Genomic DNA, 14,976 nt, shown 5'->3' on the forward strand with positions numbered 1-14,976 from the left:
GCGTTGTGGCCTGCAAGGGGCCCGTCCGACCCTTAGGGGTCCCCCCTTCAGGGGCGGACGGGCCCGCTCCCCCACCCCCTACCCATCCGTCACCCCCGCCCGCTCCTCCGCGAAATGGCAGGCCGAGGCGTGTTCCGCCGGGCTGCCGGTGCCCCGGAACCACTCGGGCACATCGATCGGCGGCACCTTCCGGGCGCACACCTCCTGCGCCTTCCAGCAGCGCGTACGGAAGCGGCAGCCGGACGGCGGATCGGCGGGCGACGGCAGATCGCCCGCGAGCAGGATGCGGCCGCGCCGTTCCCGCGCCTCCGGATCGGGCACCGGCACCGCGGACAGCAGCGCCTGGGTGTAGGGGTGCGTGGCGTGCTCGTAGATCTGCTCGTCGGTGCCGATCTCGGCGAGCCGCCCGAGGTACATCACCGCGATCCGGTCGGAGATATGGCGGACGACAGAGAGGTCGTGCGCGATGAAGACGTATGACAGGTCGAATTCGTCCTGCAGCCGCTCCAGCAGATTGACGACCTGCGCCTGGACGGAGACATCGAGCGCCGACACCGGCTCGTCGGCGACGATGACCTCCGGACGCAGCGCGAGGCCGCGGGCGATACCGATGCGCTGGCGCTGGCCGCCGGAGAACTGGTGCGGGTAGCGGTTGATGTACTCGGGGTTGAGCCCTACGACATCCAGGAGGTCCTGCACCTTCTTCCGGCGGTCTCCCTTAGGGGCCACCTCGGGGTGGATCTGATACGGCTCGCCGATGATGTCGCCGACCGTCATCCGGGGATTCAGGGACGTGTACGGGTCCTGGAAGACCATCTGGATGTTGCGGCGTACCGCCTTCAGCGCACGGCCGGAGAGTCGGGTGATGTCCTCGCCCTGGTAACGGATCTGGCCGGACGTCGGGCGCTCCAGGCCGACCAGCATCTTCGCCACCGTCGACTTCCCGCAGCCCGATTCGCCGACGATGCCGAGCGTCTCGCCCTTGTGGAGGTCGAAGGAGACCCCGTCCACGGCCTTGACCGCGCCGATCTGCTTGCGGAACACGATGCCCCGGGTGAGCGGGTAGTGCTTGACGAGGTCGCGGATCTGCAGGACCGGCTCTCCGGTGACCGCCCGGGCCGGGCCGTCGTCACCGGCCGGTGCCACGGCCGCGTCACTGTCCCGCTGCATCGAGCGTCTCCTTCCAGAAGTGGCAGGCGCTGGCCCGGCCCGGTCCCGCCTCGTAGAGCGGGGGCAGGTCGGTACGGCAGATGTCCCGGGCCCGCGGGCAGCGCGGGTTGAAGGGGCAGCCCGGCGGGATGGCGGTCAGGTTGGGCGGCAGGCCCTTGATCGCGTACAGCTCCTGGCCCTTGAGGTCGACCCGGGGGATGGAGTCCAGCAGACCGCGGGTGTACGGGTGCGCGGGCGCCTTGTAGAGCTGGTGGACGGGGGCGGTCTCGACGATCCGGCCCGCGTACATCACGGCGATGGTGTCGGCGACATCGGCGACCACGCCCAGGTCGTGGGTGATCAGGATCAGTCCCATGGTGAACTCGCGCTGGAGCTCCGCGAGCAGGTCCATCACCTGGGCCTGGACGGTGACGTCGAGGGCCGTGGTCGGCTCGTCCGCGATGATCAGGTCCGGCTCCAGGGCCAGCGCCATCGCGATCATGATGCGCTGGCGCATCCCGCCGGAGAACTGGTGCGGGTAGTCGCCGACCCGCGCTTCGGCGGCCGGGATGCCGACCCGCTCCATCAGCTCGACGGCCTTGCCACGGGCCGCCTTGCGGGACATGCCCTCGTGGACGATATACATCTCGCCGAGCTGGGCGCCGACGCTGAGCACCGGGTTCAGCGCGGACAGCGCGTCCTGGAAGATCATCGCCATCTTGGCGCCGCGGACCTTACGGCGTTCCTCTTTGCCCAGCTTGAGCAGATCACGGCCGTGGAAGAAGATCTCGCCACCGGTGATGAAGCCCGGCGGCGAGTCGAGGATGCCCATGACGGCCTGGGCGGTGACGGACTTGCCGGAGCCGGACTCGCCGAGCACCGCGAGCGTCTGGCCGGCCGCCACGGTGAAGTTGACGCCGTTGACGGCCTTGGCGATGCCGTCCCGGGTGTGGAATTCCACGCGTAGGTCGCGTACGTCGAGGAGGGGTGACCTGTCCGTGGGGGGCGGTGGCTGCGGTCGCTGCGGTGGCTTACTCGCGGTGGGCGCGGGTGGCTCGCCGTCCGCCGTCCGCAGGTCGTCCTTGTCCGTCACACCCGGGTCGTTGTCCGTCATCTCCCCGTCATCGCCCGTCTTCTCCCCGGCGTTGCCCGTCATCTCCCGGTCGTTCTCCGTCATCTCCCCGCTCCTCAGCGCAACTTGGGGTCCAGGGCGTCGCGCACCGCGTCGCCGAGCATGATGAACGCCAGCACCGTGATGCTCAGCGCGCCCGCGGGCCACAGCAGCATGTGCGGGGCGTGGCGGATGTGCGTGGACGCCGCGGAGATGTCGATGCCCCAGGAGACGGTGGGCGGCTTGAGGCCCACCCCGAGGTACGACAGCGTCGCCTCCAGGGAGATGTACGTGCCCAGGGCGATGGTGGCGACGACGATGACCGGTGCGACGGCGTTCGGCGCGATGTGCCGCAGCAGCATCCGCCGGTTGCCGGCGCCCAGCGCCCGTGCGGCCTGCACGTAGTCGTTCTGCTTGGCGGTGACGACGGAGCCGCGCGCGATACGGGCGATCTGCGGCCAGCCCAGCAGCACGATGAAGCCGACCACGGGCCAGACGGTGGAGCTGGTGATGACGGAGAGGAACACCAGGCCGCCGAGGATCACCGGGATGCCGAAGAAGATATCGGCGACCCGGGAGAGCAGGTGGTCGCTCCAGCCGCCGAAGAAGCCGGCCAGCCCGCCGAGCAGGCTGCCCAGGAGGGCGGCGCCCGCGGTCGCGCAGATGCCGACGGTGATGGAGGCGCGGGCGCCGTGGACGACGCGGGTGTAGACGTCCCGGCCCTGGGTGTCGAAGCCGAAGGGGTGACCGGGCTCGGCGCCCGCCTGCGCCTTGGCCAGATCCGCGCGGTACGGGTTGCCGGTGGCGATCAGCTGCGGCCAGATCGCGATGATCACCAGGAAGAGGATGACCAGCGCGGAGACCACGAAGACCGGGTTGCGGCACAGATCGTGCCAGGCGTCGCTCCACAGGCTCCGTGGTTTGCCGGTGGGCACCCCGCCGGGTGGTCCCGCGCCCGGGGGTCTTTCCAGCGACTCCGCCTCGCCGATGGCCAGCGCGGCGGTGCCGCCGTCGCCGTGGGTGATGGCTTCGTCCGGCGTGATGGCTTCTTTCGGTGCGTACGGCTCAGGCATAGCGGATCCTCGGGTCGAGGACGGCGTACAGAAGGTCGACAAGGAGATTCGCGACGAGGAAGACCAGCACCAGGATCGTCACAAAGCCCACGACGGTCGGCGAATTCTGCCGGAGAATTCCCTGGTAGAGCTGGAATCCCACGCCGTGGATATTGAAGATCCGCTCGGTGACGATCGCGCCGCCCATCAGCGCGCCGATATCGGTACCGATGAAGGTGACGACCGGGATCAGCGAATTGCGCAGCAGATGGCGGGAGATGACCCGGTGCCTGGGCAGCCCTTTCGCGACGGCCGTACGGACATAGTCGGCGCGGGCGTTCTCGGCGAGAGAGGTCCGGGTCAGCCGGGTCACATAGGCGAGCGAGACCAGCGCCAGCACCACTCCCGGCAACAGGAGTTCATCCAGCGGTGCGTCCGTGGAGACGCTGGGTTTGACCCAGGCCCATTTCACCCCGAACAGGAATTGCAGTACATAGCCGCTGACGAAGGTCGGGATGGACACCACGACCAGGGTGAAGACCAGCACCGAGGTGTCCAGGCTCCGGCCGCGCCGCAGCCCGCTGAACACGCCGAGGACAATGCCGATGATCATTTCGATGACAATGGCGACGAGGGTGAGCCGCAGGGTGACGGGAAAGGCGGAGGCCATCAGTTCGATGACCGGCTGGCCGTTGAACGCGGTGCCGAAATCCCCCCGGAAGATCTGCCCCATGTAGTGCACATACTGCTGCCACAGGGGCTTGTCGAGATAGAGGTCGTGACGGATCCGGGCGACGGTGGCCGGGTCGGGTGCCTTTTCACCGAACAGCGCGGCGACCGGGTCACCCAGTGCGTACACCATGAAGAAGATCAGGAACGTGCTGCCGATGAACACCGGGATCATCTGGAGCAGCCGCCGGATCACATAGCGTCCCATGGGGGCTCCGGATTCTGGGGAACGGCGGTTCTGGGGGACGGCGGGTTCTTTGGGAACGACGGGTTCTTGCGAGGGCGACTGGTTCTTGGGAACGACGGGCTCTTGCGGGAACGGCAGTTTCTTGGGCGAACGGCAGGTTCTTGGGGGTGGCGGGCTCAGCTGACGGTGATCTCGTTGTAGACGGGCACGCTGAACGGATTGAGCATCACATCGCCGATCCGGTCGGAATAACCGCCGCTGCCGTTCTGGTACCACAGCGGAATGGCCGGCATCTGTGCGGCAAGCACCTTCTCCGCGTCCTGGAACATCGAGACGGCTTCGCCGACGTCGGTCTCGGCATTCGCCTCGTCGACGAGCTTGTCGAACGTGGCATTGCTGAACTTGCCGTCGTTGGAGGAGGCGTTGGTGTAGTACAGCGGCTGCAGGAAGTTCTGGATCAGCGGGTAGTCCATCTGCCAGCCGGCGCGGAACGGGCCGGTCATCTGCTTGGCCGTGATCTTGTTACGGAAGTCCGCGAACGTACCGAACGGGGCGCCCACGCAGGCGTTGTCGCTGTCCAGCGTCTTGTTGATGCTGTTGCAGATCGCGTCGATCCAGGTCTTGTGCGACCCGGTGTCGGCGTTGTAGGCGAGAGTCATCTTCCCCCCGGGGATTCCTCCGCCCTCCTCGATCAGCTGCTTGGCCTTGCCCGGGTTGAACTCACACGCCTCACCGCACAGCCCCTCCTTGTATCCGCCGTCCTCCTTCAGCACCGGCGAGGTCCAGTCCGTAGCGGGTGTCCGGGTGTTCTGGAAGATCTCCTTGGTGATCTCTTCACGGTTGATCGCCATGGAGACCCCCCGCCGCAGCTTCTCCTTTCCGGGCCCGCCCCAGGCCGGTTGGTACATGGGAAAGGTGAGGGTCTGGATGATCCCGGCCGGCTGGTTGATGTACCGGTCCCCCAGATCCGCCTTCACATTCATGAGCTGCGCCGCCGGCACATCATCGACGAGATCGAGGTTTCCTGCCTGAAGGTCGGTGTACGCCGTATTGTTGTCGGTATAGACCCGCAGATCGATACCGCCGTTCTTCGCCTTGTCGGGCCCCGGGTACTTCTCCCACTTCCGCAGCTTCATCGCGGATCCCTTGGTGTACGACTCCACGACATACGGCCCGTTCCCGATCGGTTTCTTCAGCCATGCGTCATGGTCGGTGAAGAACGCCTGCGGCAGGGGCATGAAGGCCGAGTAACCGAGCATTTCCGGCCAGGTGGAGAACTTCTGGTTCAGCTTGACGGTAAAGGTCTTGTCGTCCTTCACGACCAGCCCCGACATGGTCTTGGCGGTCGGCATCCCCTTTTCCGGATGAACCTTCTCGAACCCCTCGATGTACTGGAAGAACGAAGCGTTCTTCTGCTTGTTATCCAGCAGCGCCCCGTAATTCCACGCGTCCACGAACGACTTCGCGGTGACCTTCTCCCCGTTGCTGAAGGTCCAGCCGTCCTTCAGTGTCACCGTGTAATTCTGCGAATCCTCCGTCGTGATCTTTTCGGCTACGACATTCTCCGCGGCCGCGGTCTTCGGGTTGTACTTCTTGAGGCCCCGGAAAATCATCTCAAGGACCTTGCCGCCTTGAACCTCATTGGTGTTCGCCGGCTCCAGCGGATTCTGCGGATCCCCCCAGGAGGCGCTGATCACCCCGGCGCTGTCCCCACCGCCCCCGCCGCCGCAGGCCGTGGCCACGAGGGCGACGGTGACAGCGCATACCGCCCACTTCGCGTGCATGGCTCCACGGCGCATGGGGTGCCTCCTTGAGGGCTTCCGTCAGCAGGTCCTTGGTCGCACTTAGCCGACATCAGAGCGCATACACGGACGCATCGCACCCCGGCAGCGACCGCCACTGCTCCGAAAACCCGAGAAAACCCCCGTATGGACTCCCCTACACGTGGTGCACCGACTCCACCGAGAACAACCGCGGGTCAAAGCTCTCCGCGATCCCGGCGGCCCGCGTCATATGCTCACGCGCCACCGGATCGGCCGTCATCGCCCGGAATTGTTCCTCGCTCTCCCACTGCGCGTAATTGACGACCCGCTCGCCATCCGCATTCGCATGGATATGCGCCGAGATGAACCCCCGGCCGCCCCTTCATTGCCTTCGTGGTCTCTTGCCTCGCGTTCTCTGCCATACGGTCAGGATGGCAGGGGGCACTGACAACGGAGGCGGCGCGCGGGCCACCAGGGGGGGCAGGCATGGCCGCCCCTCTGACGGCGGTGCGGTCAAGCGGCGATGCTGATCCGATGCACGGTGCGATGGCGTCCGGGCTCGACGGCGGTAGCCGCGTGATAGGCGGACGCCGTCTTCCACACCAGCAGGTCGAGGGGCATCCAGCGATGGGTATGGACCCGCTCCGGATCCTGGATCAGCGCATCGAGCTGTGCGAAAAACGCCTCATTGCCATTGGCGTCGAACCCGTTCACGGAGTCGAGGACCTCAGGCGCGCCGTACACATACAACCGCCCGGTGAATGCGTCGCGCCGTACGAGCGGATGCTCGGGCAAGGGAAACTCCGCCTCGATCACGGCGCGCATTTCAGCCACCGACAGTCCCACATGCTCTTGCGCAATACGGGCACGTTTTACGTGGGTGTGCAGTGCCGTCCGCCCATCGATCGTGGATTTCCACTCATCCGGCAACCGGTCGTAGACGTCGCAGGCATTGGCGAACATCGTGTGGCCGCTGGTGTGCGGGACATCGACGCCGTGCAGCATGGAATAGGTCGCCGGCGACTTCACGAAGGACCCGTCCTGATGCCAGAAGTTGCCCACTCGCGCAACACCGAGCGGCTTGTTGCCCTTGACGACGTTGGAGGAGACGAGAATCTCGGGGAAGCGAGGGTGCGCGTACCTGGGGCTGTGGGGCGGCGCCGGCTTGCCGAACTTTCGGGCGAGCACGATCTGCTGCTCCGGGGTGATGTCCAGCCCCCGCACCACGATCAACTCGCGCTCGTTCAGGGCGTTGTGAACGGCGCCGAAGACCTCCGGCCGCTGCAAGTCCTCGCACGTCACCCCGGTGATCTCGGATCCGATGAATGCCGTGAGGTCACGGATTTCCATGGAGCCCCTCCGGTGGGCGTGCCCTGCCTCTGCCGACCGAAGCATGCCCGTGTCGCGTCCGTGAACGCGTCGATTTACGGCCGGGGGAGGCGGCGGTGTCACCGCCCGGAAGGGATCGCCCCGCCCTTGACGGTGCGGAGGAGCGCGCGCAGGGCGGCGGGGGTGGTCGCGAGCGCGGTGGCGGGGGCGTCGCTCTCACGGAGGTGGCGGGTGCCGGACGGGGCGGCGGCCACCTCGACGCAGTTGGTAGCCCCGCCTTCGCTGAAGCTCGACTTCTGCCACCTGGCTTCAAACATGCACACCTTCCCTAGAGCAGCGGATACAGGAGCCGTTGGATCAGCCCCAGCGAGTCCTTGGCTTTGCGCGCCTCAGGCGAGGCCGCGACGTCAACCGGAGGAAGCGCAACCACCTCCAACTTAGCGAACCGGTCCCGGTACTTAGCCATCGAGTTCTCGTCCTCCAGGTACAGATCCCGTTCGATGTGCGACACGACAGTCGTGCTGAGTTCGCGTACCTGCGGATGAAACTGCGTGAACCCCGTTCCGAAGCCCACGCGCCCGTCGAGCGGCAGGATCTGGATGGCCACTTCCGGTCGCCGAGAAACCTCGATCAGCTTCAGCAGTTGACCACGCATGACCTCCCGACTCCCCAGCGATGGCCTGAGCGCAGCCTCGTGGATGATCGCATGCAGGCGCGGCGGCCTCTCGCCGGCCAGCAACTCCTGTCGCTGCATTCTGAATTCGACTGCCTGGCGCTGCCATTCGGGTGAGAGGTCGACGTACCCGTCTCGGTGAATAACAGCCGCGTACTCTCGCGTCTGAAGCAGTCCCGGGATGAACATCGGCTCGTACGTGTGCAGCACGATGGAAGCCGACTCCAGCCCAGCCAGATCCAAGTGCGCCGCCGTGAGCGTTTGCCGGTAGTCGCTCCACCATCCCTTCCCCGACGCCTGCCCCATCTCGACCAATGCATCGAGATACGTTGGGTTTACCCCCTCCGCAGCATCAGCGAGAGCCCGCAGCCGCTCCGGCGACAAGCCCGTGCGACCGGACTCGACGGCACTGATGTGCCCCTGAAGCCCACCGATTGAGGCACGACGAAGAGCAACGCAACGAAAAACGCCCCGCCGGACCCGTGGTCCGGCGGGGCGCCATCGTTTCGGCTCAGGCCCAGCGCAGCGTCACCGCTTGGCGCGCGACGCCGCGCGACCGCGCTCCTTCTGGTCCAGGACGACCTTGCGGATGCGGATCGCCTCCGGCGTCACCTCGACGCACTCGTCGTCGCGGCAGAACTCCAGGGACTGCTCCAGCGACAGCTTGCGCGGGGGGACGATGGACTCGGTGACGTCAGCGGTCGAGGACCGCATGTTCGTCAGCTTCTTCTCCTTGGTGATGTTCACGTCCATGTCGTCGGAGCGCGAGTTCTCGCCGACGATCATGCCCTCGTACACCTCGGTGCCGGGCTCGGTGAACAGGACGCCGCGCTCCTGCAGGTTCGTCATCGCGAACGCGGTGACGGCGCCCGTGCGGTCGGCGACCAGCGAGCCGTTGTTGCGGGTCGACAGGGTGCCGAACCACGGCTCGTGACCTTCGTGGATGGAGTGCGCGATGCCCGTACCACGGGTGTTGGTGAGGAACTCGGTCCGGAAGCCGATCAGACCGCGGGACGGGACGACGAACTCCATACGGACCCAGCCGGAGCCGTGGTTGGACATGTTGTCCATGCGGCCCTTGCGGACGCCCATGAGCTGCGTGACCGCGCCCATGTGCTCCTCGGGCACGTCGATGGTCATGCGCTCGACCGGCTCGTACGTCTTGCCGTCGACGTCCTTGGTGACGACCTGCGGCTTGCCGATGGTCATCTCGAAGCCTTCGCGGCGCATGGTCTCGACGAGGATCGCCAGCGCCAGCTCGCCACGGCCCTGGACCTCCCAGGCGTCCGGGCGGTCGGTGTCCAGGACACGGAGGCTGACGTTACCGATCAGCTCGCGGTCCAGGCGGTCCTTCACCTGGCGGGCGGTGACCTTGCGGTCCTTGACGGCGTTCTTGGCGTCCGCGCCCTTGCCGGTGCCGCCGCGGCCGACCAGCGGCGAGGTGTTCGTACCGATGGTCATGGAGATGGCGGGCTCGTCGACCGTGATCAGCGGCAGCGGGACCGGGTTCTCCGGGTCGGCCAGCGTCTCGCCGATCATGATATCCGGGATACCCGCGACGGCGCAGATGTCGCCGGGGCCGGCCTTCTCGGCGGGCTTGCGGGTGAGCGCCTCGGTCATCATCAGCTCGCTGATGCGGACGCTGGCGATCGTGCCGTCACGCTTGATCCAGGCGACGGTCTGGCCCTTCTCCAGCTCGCCCTGCTCGACGCGGAGCAGCGCGATACGGCCGAGGAAGTTGTCCGCGTCCAGGTTGGTGACGTGTGCCTGGAGCGGGGCGTCAACGTCGTACTGCGGCGCCGGGACGTGCTCCAGCAGCGTCGTGAAGAACGGTTCCAGGCTGTCGCTGTCCTGCGGGACGGTGCCGTCCTCGGGCTTGGTCAGCGAGGCGATGCCGTCCCGGCCGCACGCGTAGACGATCGGGAACTCGATCTGGTCCTCGTCCGCGTCCAGGTCCAGGAACAGGTCGTAGGTCTCGTTGACGACCTCGTCGATCCGGGAGTCGGGGCGGTCGGTCTTGTTGATGCAGAGGATGACCGGCATCCGGGCCTGGAGGGCCTTGCGGAGCACGAAGCGGGTCTGCGGGAGCGGGCCCTCGGAGGCGTCCACCAGCAGTACGACCGCGTCGACCATCGACAGTCCGCGCTCGACCTCGCCGCCGAAGTCGGCGTGGCCGGGGGTGTCGATGATGTTGATGGTGATCGGCTCGCCGCCGTCCTTGGGGTGGTACTTGACGGCGGTGTTCTTCGCGAGAATGGTGATGCCCTTCTCGCGCTCCAGGTCGTTGGAGTCCATCACCCGGTCGTCCACCGTGTCGAGCTGGTGCGCGGCGAAGGCACCCGCCTGCTTGAGCATGGCGTCGACGATGGTCGTCTTCCCGTGGTCGACGTGGGCGACGATGGCGACGTTACGGATGTCGTGGCGCGTGGGCATACTGGCGGCGCTTCTCCCGGAATCGTGGTGGGCGGCGCGTACGGTCCGGTACGCGTGCCTGCCGGGCAGAGGACGCCACGGCCTCGCCCTATGGTACGGGTGTGCGGCGGAAACAGCCGCGCCAGCCCGTGCGCATAGCGCCTGACCTGCGGTTTCTTACCTGTTGTTCATGGGTGGGCGACCGTTGTTCACCGGAGGGCGACCGTTGTTCACCGCTCGGTGAACAACCGCCGCCCCCCCGCCCGTCACCCCTTCCGATACCCGATGTCCTCAAACCGGGGCACCGCGAACCCGAAGGCCCCCACATTGGCCAGCGACTTCTTCGTGGCCACCAGCTCGGGCCGCTGGTAGAGCGGGATGGAGCCCGCGACGGCCCAGATCCGGGCGTCCGCCTGCGCCATGAGCTCGCGTGCGGCGTCCTCGTCCAGCTCGGCCGCGGCCTGCTCGAAGAGCTGGTCGATACGGTCGGAGCCGACCCGTGTGTAGTTCTGCTCGACGGTCAGTGAGCCGTCGGCGGCGGGCTGCGGCTTGGCGTAGATCGGGCGGCCGTCGGTGGCCGGGTAGGGAGTGCCGGGCCAGGAGTACAACGCCAGGTCGTAGTCGCCGGAGGCGATGTGGTCCCGGAAGTAGCTCTCGTCGCTGACCTTCTCGATCGACGTCGTGATGCCGATCTTGCCGAGCATGGTGGCGATCTTGCCGCCGACGGCCCGCAGCTGCTCGGAGCCGGGGCCGTCGGGCAGGACGAAGCGCAGGACCAGGGCCTTGCCGTTCTTCCTGGCGACCGGGGCCCGGTCCGCCGCGCCGGCCCGGTCGGCGGCGGGCTGCTCGGCAGCGGGGACGGGAGCGGCCTGGGCCTCGGCGGGCCCGGCTTCGCGCTCGTGGGCGGCGCGGTCCGGCGGGGAGCCCGCGTTGCCGCCGGCACCGGGCAGATGCGGGGCCTGGCCGGTCTCGATCATCTCGGCCGCGCCGAGCGCCTGGGCCGCGCGCTGTGTGTACTGCCGGGAGTTGGTGTACGCCGCGGACGCGGTGTCGCCGCCCGCCCTCTCCTTCTGGGCCGCGGCGGCGTCCTTGTAGAACGAGGCGCTCTGGCGCAGCAGCGCGGCCTGCTGGACCTCGGAGCCCACCGCGCCCACGAAGGACAGCGGGGCCTCGGCTGCGGCGGGCCGGCCGTCGACCTCATACCCGTACGTCCCGCCGACCTCATGCCGGTACGTCTCCCTGAGTGCGCCGCGCTCCTCCGGGTTACGGCCGTCGTCGGCCTCCGCTCCGGACGAGGCTCCGGCGGACGTCGACGGCGCCGCCGAACCCGGTTGAGCGGACACGGACGCGGAGGCGGCGGGCGACGATGCGGCGGAAGCGCCGGGCTCGGAAGCGGAAGCGGAAGCGCCGGATACGCCGGGAGCCGAGGCGTCCTCCGCCTCCCCCGCGCCTCCCCTCCGCTTGACCTGCTCAGGCGGCACGACCGCCGGCGGATGGTCGGACGGCCGCCAGCCGGCGTCGGCGAGCAGCGCCTTGGCCGCCTCGGTGTCCTGGCCGCCGAGGGCGTCGCTGTGGTCCGCGTAGCCCTGCTGCCCGGCCATCAGCAGATGGTTGCCGAGCGGCCGCGCGGGCAGACCGGCCGGCTTGAGGACGGTGTCGGCCAGCGCCTGCCGGTCGAGGGCGCGGGCCACCGCGCGACGCACCCGCTCGTCGGTGAGCGGCCCGGTGCTGCCGTTGAGGGCGAGCTGGGTGTAGGCGGGCTCCAGGGCCCTACGCACGGTGTAGGCGGGCAGCGCGTCGCTCCCAGCCTCCCCGCCCTTCGCCGTACCCGTCACCTTCGTGGCCGTACCCTGGTCGATCTTGGCGACGTCGACGGACCCGGCGGCCAGTGCCGCGCGCCGCTTCTCCAGGGGCACGGCCTTCAGCACCAGCGTGTCGAGCTTGGCGGGCGCGCCCCACCACTTCGGATTGCGTACGAGGGTGACGCTGCCGCTCGCCGAGTCCTGCTTCTGGACCGCGAACGGGCCGGCCCCGACCGGGAGTTCCTTACGGGTGCGTTCGTTGAAGGCGTCCGCGTCGCCCATCACGCTCTTCGGGTAGAGCGGTGTGAAGAGGGACCGCCAGTCGGCGAACGGCTTGGCGAAGGTGACCTTGACCTCGCGTGCGTCGGCGCCCTTCGTGACCTTGGCGATCCGGTCGTAGCCGGCGTTGCGGGCGGTCCAGTACGCGTTGTCCTTGCCGCGCAGCGCCTTCCACTGCGCGATGAAGTCCGCGGCCCCGATGGCCCGTCCGTCGCTCCATCGCGCCTTGGGGTTGATCTTGTAGGTGACGACCTGCCGGGGCTCACGGGCGCTGATGTCGGCCGCGTCGAGGTAGTCGGCGTTCCGCTGCGGCCTGCCGCGCACATCGGCGCTGAAGAGGCGGGGCAGCACCGCCCCGGTGATCCGTCCGGTGGTCGCGTTGGCGTCCGCCTGGAACGCGTTGAAGGTGGCCGGCATCGCGTCCACGGCCCAACGCAGCGTGCCGCCGGTCCGGACACGGTCCCGGGCGGCCGGGGCGATGTCCTGGGACGCGGCGGACGCCCCCGACTCGTCGTCGCCACATCCGGTCAGTACGGGGAGCGGGAGCAGCACCCCCGCCGCGATGAGCGCGGCACCGCGGCGCCTACGGCATGCCGGGCGGGTCGGCACGCGGCCTGAGCGGCTGTGGGAGCTCGCGTGGTCGGTCATGACGGTTACCTCCGGGCTCGCCCGCGCCGCGCCGAGCCGCCGCCTGGGACCGTCCGGCGCACCACGTTCGGCCGACTTTCCGGCTCATCACATCTATGGCCCCCCTACTCAAATCGACTGATCTCGCGGCGGCCGCCCGACACGTCGGGCGACGGCGGCAAGGCCACCCGCTCGGCCCAATGCCTGGTCGTCCGACTGCGGCCTGAGGGGCCGTCATACCGCGTCGACCGCCGGCCCGCACCGGCGTTCGCCACCCGCCGCGGCGCATGTTTGCCGAAACGCACCGGTTCGAGTCGTAATCGCGCCAGACCCCTTCCCAACCTCTACTGTGACGCGCGACACTCTCGGGCGCATGAGATCGCCCACCACACCTTCGGAGGTGAGCGCACGTTATGACCCTGCAGCACGAATTGACGGCAATGGAACGCAGCCTCGACGATCTCGTCCGGTCGGTGGGGCAGCTGGAGAAGCTGGTCGGCTCCGGGCTGGAGATCCGCCGGGTGCGCAGCGACGCGGACCACCTGCGCGAAAGCCTCGGCCTGTTGAAGGACAGCGTCCCCGCCGCAGCCCGCGCCCGTGGAGGCTTCAAGGGAGAGGTGATGGTGCCGGTCCCGGACACCCCGTACGACGCCACGCTGTGGACCGATGCCGAGGACGAGGGCATCGGCGCCAAGGGCCGGCGGGCACCTTAGGAAGGCCCTGGGGGAGATTCCCTAAGGGGAGTCCCCTAAGGGAAGTTCCCTAGGGGGTGCCCTCGCCCCACTTCAGATCCCTACCCCGTTCCCGCCCTGACGGTGCATCCATCGAGCGCTCTTCGCGGGACGTCCTCACCAAGCGTCCTTCACGAAGTCACGGAGCGCCCCTCGCGAAGCTCCACGAAGCGCCCGCACGAAGCATCCGTCACGGACCGATCGTCACGGAGTTCCCGCACGGAACCCCCTTCACGGAGACCGACGTTGGCCACTGGCATCGAACCCTCACCGCAAGCGGGTGCGACCGGCGTGCAGGACGCCTCGCGCGCCGCCATCCCCGCCCGGCATCTGCGGACCGACCGCTGGTGGTTGGCTCCGGCCGTCACCGCCGCCGGTCTGCTCGCGTTCGTCGTCTACTCGACCTGGCGGGCATTCGCGAACGCCGACTACTACCACGCGCCCTATGTCTCGCCGTTCTACTCGCCGTGCCTCGCGGAGAACTGCGAGACCATGCGCGGCGGCCCCAACTGGGATCTCTTCGGCAGCTGGTGGGGCCTCTCCCCCGCCCTGCTCATCCTGATCTTCCCGCTGGGCTTCCGGCTGACCTGCTACTACTACCGCAAGGCCTATTACCGTGGCTTCTGGGCCTCGCCGCCGGCCTGCGCCGTCGCCGAACCGCACAAGAAGTACACCGGCGAGAACCGCTTCCCTCTGATCCTGCAGAACATTCACCGCTACTTCTTCTACTTCGCGGTGCTGGTCGCCGGCGTCCTGACCTACGACACCGCGCTCGCCTTCCGCGACGCGCAATACAACTGGGGCCACATGGGCCTCGGCGCTGTCGTCTTCCTGGTCAACATCGTGCTGATCTGGGCGTACACCCTCTCCTGCCACTCCTGCCGGCACATCGTCGGCGGCCGGCTGCGGCACTTCTCCAAGCATCCGGTGCGCTACCGGATGTGGAGCTGGGTCGGAAAGCTCAACGAGCGGCACATGCTGCTCGCCTGGACCTCGCTGGTCAGTGTGGCGCTCGCCGACTTCTATGTGTTCCTGCTGGCGACCGGGGCTTTTGAGGACCCCAGTTTCTTCTAGGAACCACAGCCCCACAGTCCCCGGAGAGACGGCGCTCCCAGACAGAGCAAGCTTCCAG

Annotated in this window: 13 protein-coding genes; 2 read left to right on the plus strand and 11 right to left on the minus strand. The window is 68.1% G+C overall.

Going from position 1 to position 14,976, the window contains the following annotated elements; translation table 11 throughout:
- Nucleotides 1-78 precede the first annotated feature (78 nt).
- The 11 genes from K9S39_RS16740 to K9S39_RS16785 all read right to left on the minus strand — a co-directional run bounded on the left by K9S39_RS16740 (nucleotide 79) and on the right by K9S39_RS16785 (nucleotide 13,134).
- Complete coding sequence (locus K9S39_RS16740; RefSeq protein WP_248864158.1) at nucleotides 79-1,170, minus strand: ABC transporter ATP-binding protein; 1,092 nt, start codon at nucleotides 1,168-1,170, stop codon at nucleotides 79-81.
- A complete protein-coding gene (locus K9S39_RS16745; RefSeq protein WP_248864159.1) occupies nucleotides 1,154-2,326 on the minus strand; it encodes an ABC transporter ATP-binding protein in 1,173 nt (390 codons plus the stop codon). Before K9S39_RS16745 ends, K9S39_RS16740 begins: the two co-directional genes overlap by 17 nt.
- A gap of 11 nt (nucleotides 2,327-2,337) precedes the next feature.
- Nucleotides 2,338-3,333 (minus strand): ABC transporter permease, encoded by a 996-nt coding sequence (locus K9S39_RS16750; RefSeq protein WP_248864160.1) that lies wholly within the window; start codon nucleotides 3,331-3,333, stop codon nucleotides 2,338-2,340.
- The gene (locus K9S39_RS16755; protein WP_248864161.1) at nucleotides 3,326-4,249 is read right to left on the minus strand and encodes an ABC transporter permease; all 924 of its coding nucleotides are present in this window, start codon (nucleotides 4,247-4,249) and stop codon (nucleotides 3,326-3,328) included. Before K9S39_RS16755 ends, K9S39_RS16750 begins: the two co-directional genes overlap by 8 nt.
- A 155-nt stretch (nucleotides 4,250-4,404) precedes the next feature.
- The gene (locus K9S39_RS16760) at nucleotides 4,405-6,027 is read right to left on the minus strand and encodes a peptide ABC transporter substrate-binding protein (protein ID WP_248864162.1); all 1,623 of its coding nucleotides are present in this window, start codon (nucleotides 6,025-6,027) and stop codon (nucleotides 4,405-4,407) included.
- A gap of 139 nt (nucleotides 6,028-6,166) precedes the next feature.
- Nucleotides 6,167-6,355 (minus strand): antibiotic biosynthesis monooxygenase, encoded by a 189-nt coding sequence (locus tag K9S39_RS42400; RefSeq protein WP_319949639.1) that lies wholly within the window; start codon nucleotides 6,353-6,355, stop codon nucleotides 6,167-6,169.
- Nucleotides 6,356-6,504: 149 nt separating this feature from the next.
- On the minus strand, nucleotides 6,505-7,341 hold the full coding sequence (locus K9S39_RS16765) for a TauD/TfdA dioxygenase family protein (RefSeq protein ID WP_248864163.1): 837 nt from the start codon (nucleotides 7,339-7,341) through the stop codon (nucleotides 6,505-6,507).
- Between the two features lie 98 nt (nucleotides 7,342-7,439).
- Nucleotides 7,440-7,637, minus strand: a complete 198-nt coding sequence (locus tag K9S39_RS16770) for a DUF397 domain-containing protein (protein WP_248864164.1) — start codon at nucleotides 7,635-7,637, stop codon at nucleotides 7,440-7,442.
- An 11-nt stretch (nucleotides 7,638-7,648) separates the two neighbouring features.
- On the minus strand, nucleotides 7,649-8,299 hold the full coding sequence (locus K9S39_RS16775; RefSeq protein ID WP_248868819.1) for a DUF5753 domain-containing protein: 651 nt from the start codon (nucleotides 8,297-8,299) through the stop codon (nucleotides 7,649-7,651).
- Nucleotides 8,300-8,521: 222 nt separating this feature from the next.
- A complete protein-coding gene (typA, locus tag K9S39_RS16780) occupies nucleotides 8,522-10,426 on the minus strand; it encodes a translational GTPase TypA (protein WP_248864165.1) in 1,905 nt (634 codons plus the stop codon).
- A 245-nt stretch (nucleotides 10,427-10,671) separates the two neighbouring features.
- Nucleotides 10,672-13,134: an ABC transporter substrate-binding protein gene (locus K9S39_RS16785; RefSeq protein ID WP_248864166.1), complete on the minus strand. Its 2,463-nt coding sequence runs from the start codon at nucleotides 13,132-13,134 to the stop codon at nucleotides 10,672-10,674.
- A 392-nt stretch (nucleotides 13,135-13,526) separates the two neighbouring features.
- Here K9S39_RS16785 and K9S39_RS16790 point away from each other — a divergent pair, with 392 nt between their 5' ends.
- Nucleotides 13,527-13,826: a hypothetical protein gene (locus tag K9S39_RS16790; protein ID WP_248864167.1), complete on the plus strand. Its 300-nt coding sequence runs from the start codon at nucleotides 13,527-13,529 to the stop codon at nucleotides 13,824-13,826.
- Between the two features lie 264 nt (nucleotides 13,827-14,090).
- Complete coding sequence (locus tag K9S39_RS16795; protein WP_248864168.1) at nucleotides 14,091-14,918, plus strand: hypothetical protein; 828 nt, start codon at nucleotides 14,091-14,093, stop codon at nucleotides 14,916-14,918.
- The last annotated feature ends 58 nt before the right edge of the window (nucleotides 14,919-14,976 follow it).

The sequence above is a fragment of the Streptomyces halobius genome, from assembly GCF_023277745.1.
GTDB lineage: Bacteria > Actinomycetota > Actinomycetes > Streptomycetales > Streptomycetaceae > Streptomyces > Streptomyces halobius.

What these genes read in the sequence shown, in the direction of transcription:
- K9S39_RS16740 (WP_248864158.1), bottom strand. Translation starts at nt 1,170, where the DNA reads ATGCAGCGGGACAGTGACGCGGCCGTGGCACCGGCCGGTGACGACGGC.
- K9S39_RS16745 (WP_248864159.1), bottom strand. Translation starts at nt 2,326, where the DNA reads ATGACGGAGAACGACCGGGAGATGACGGGCAACGCCGGGGAGAAGACG.
- K9S39_RS16750 (WP_248864160.1), bottom strand. Translation starts at nt 3,333, where the DNA reads ATGCCTGAGCCGTACGCACCGAAAGAAGCCATCACGCCGGACGAAGCC.
- K9S39_RS16755 (WP_248864161.1), bottom strand. Translation starts at nt 4,249, where the DNA reads ATGGGACGCTATGTGATCCGGCGGCTGCTCCAGATGATCCCGGTGTTC.
- K9S39_RS16760 (WP_248864162.1), bottom strand. Translation starts at nt 6,027, where the DNA reads ATGCGCCGTGGAGCCATGCACGCGAAGTGGGCGGTATGCGCTGTCACC.
- K9S39_RS16765 (WP_248864163.1), bottom strand. Translation starts at nt 7,341, where the DNA reads ATGGAAATCCGTGACCTCACGGCATTCATCGGATCCGAGATCACCGGG.
- K9S39_RS16770 (WP_248864164.1), bottom strand. Translation starts at nt 7,637, where the DNA reads ATGTTTGAAGCCAGGTGGCAGAAGTCGAGCTTCAGCGAAGGCGGGGCT.
- K9S39_RS16775 (WP_248868819.1), bottom strand. Translation starts at nt 8,299, where the DNA reads ATGGGGCAGGCGTCGGGGAAGGGATGGTGGAGCGACTACCGGCAAACG.
- typA (WP_248864165.1), bottom strand. Translation starts at nt 10,426, where the DNA reads ATGCCCACGCGCCACGACATCCGTAACGTCGCCATCGTCGCCCACGTC.
- K9S39_RS16785 (WP_248864166.1), bottom strand. Translation starts at nt 13,134, where the DNA reads ATGACCGACCACGCGAGCTCCCACAGCCGCTCAGGCCGCGTGCCGACC.
- K9S39_RS16790 (WP_248864167.1), top strand. Translation starts at nt 13,527, where the DNA reads ATGACCCTGCAGCACGAATTGACGGCAATGGAACGCAGCCTCGACGAT.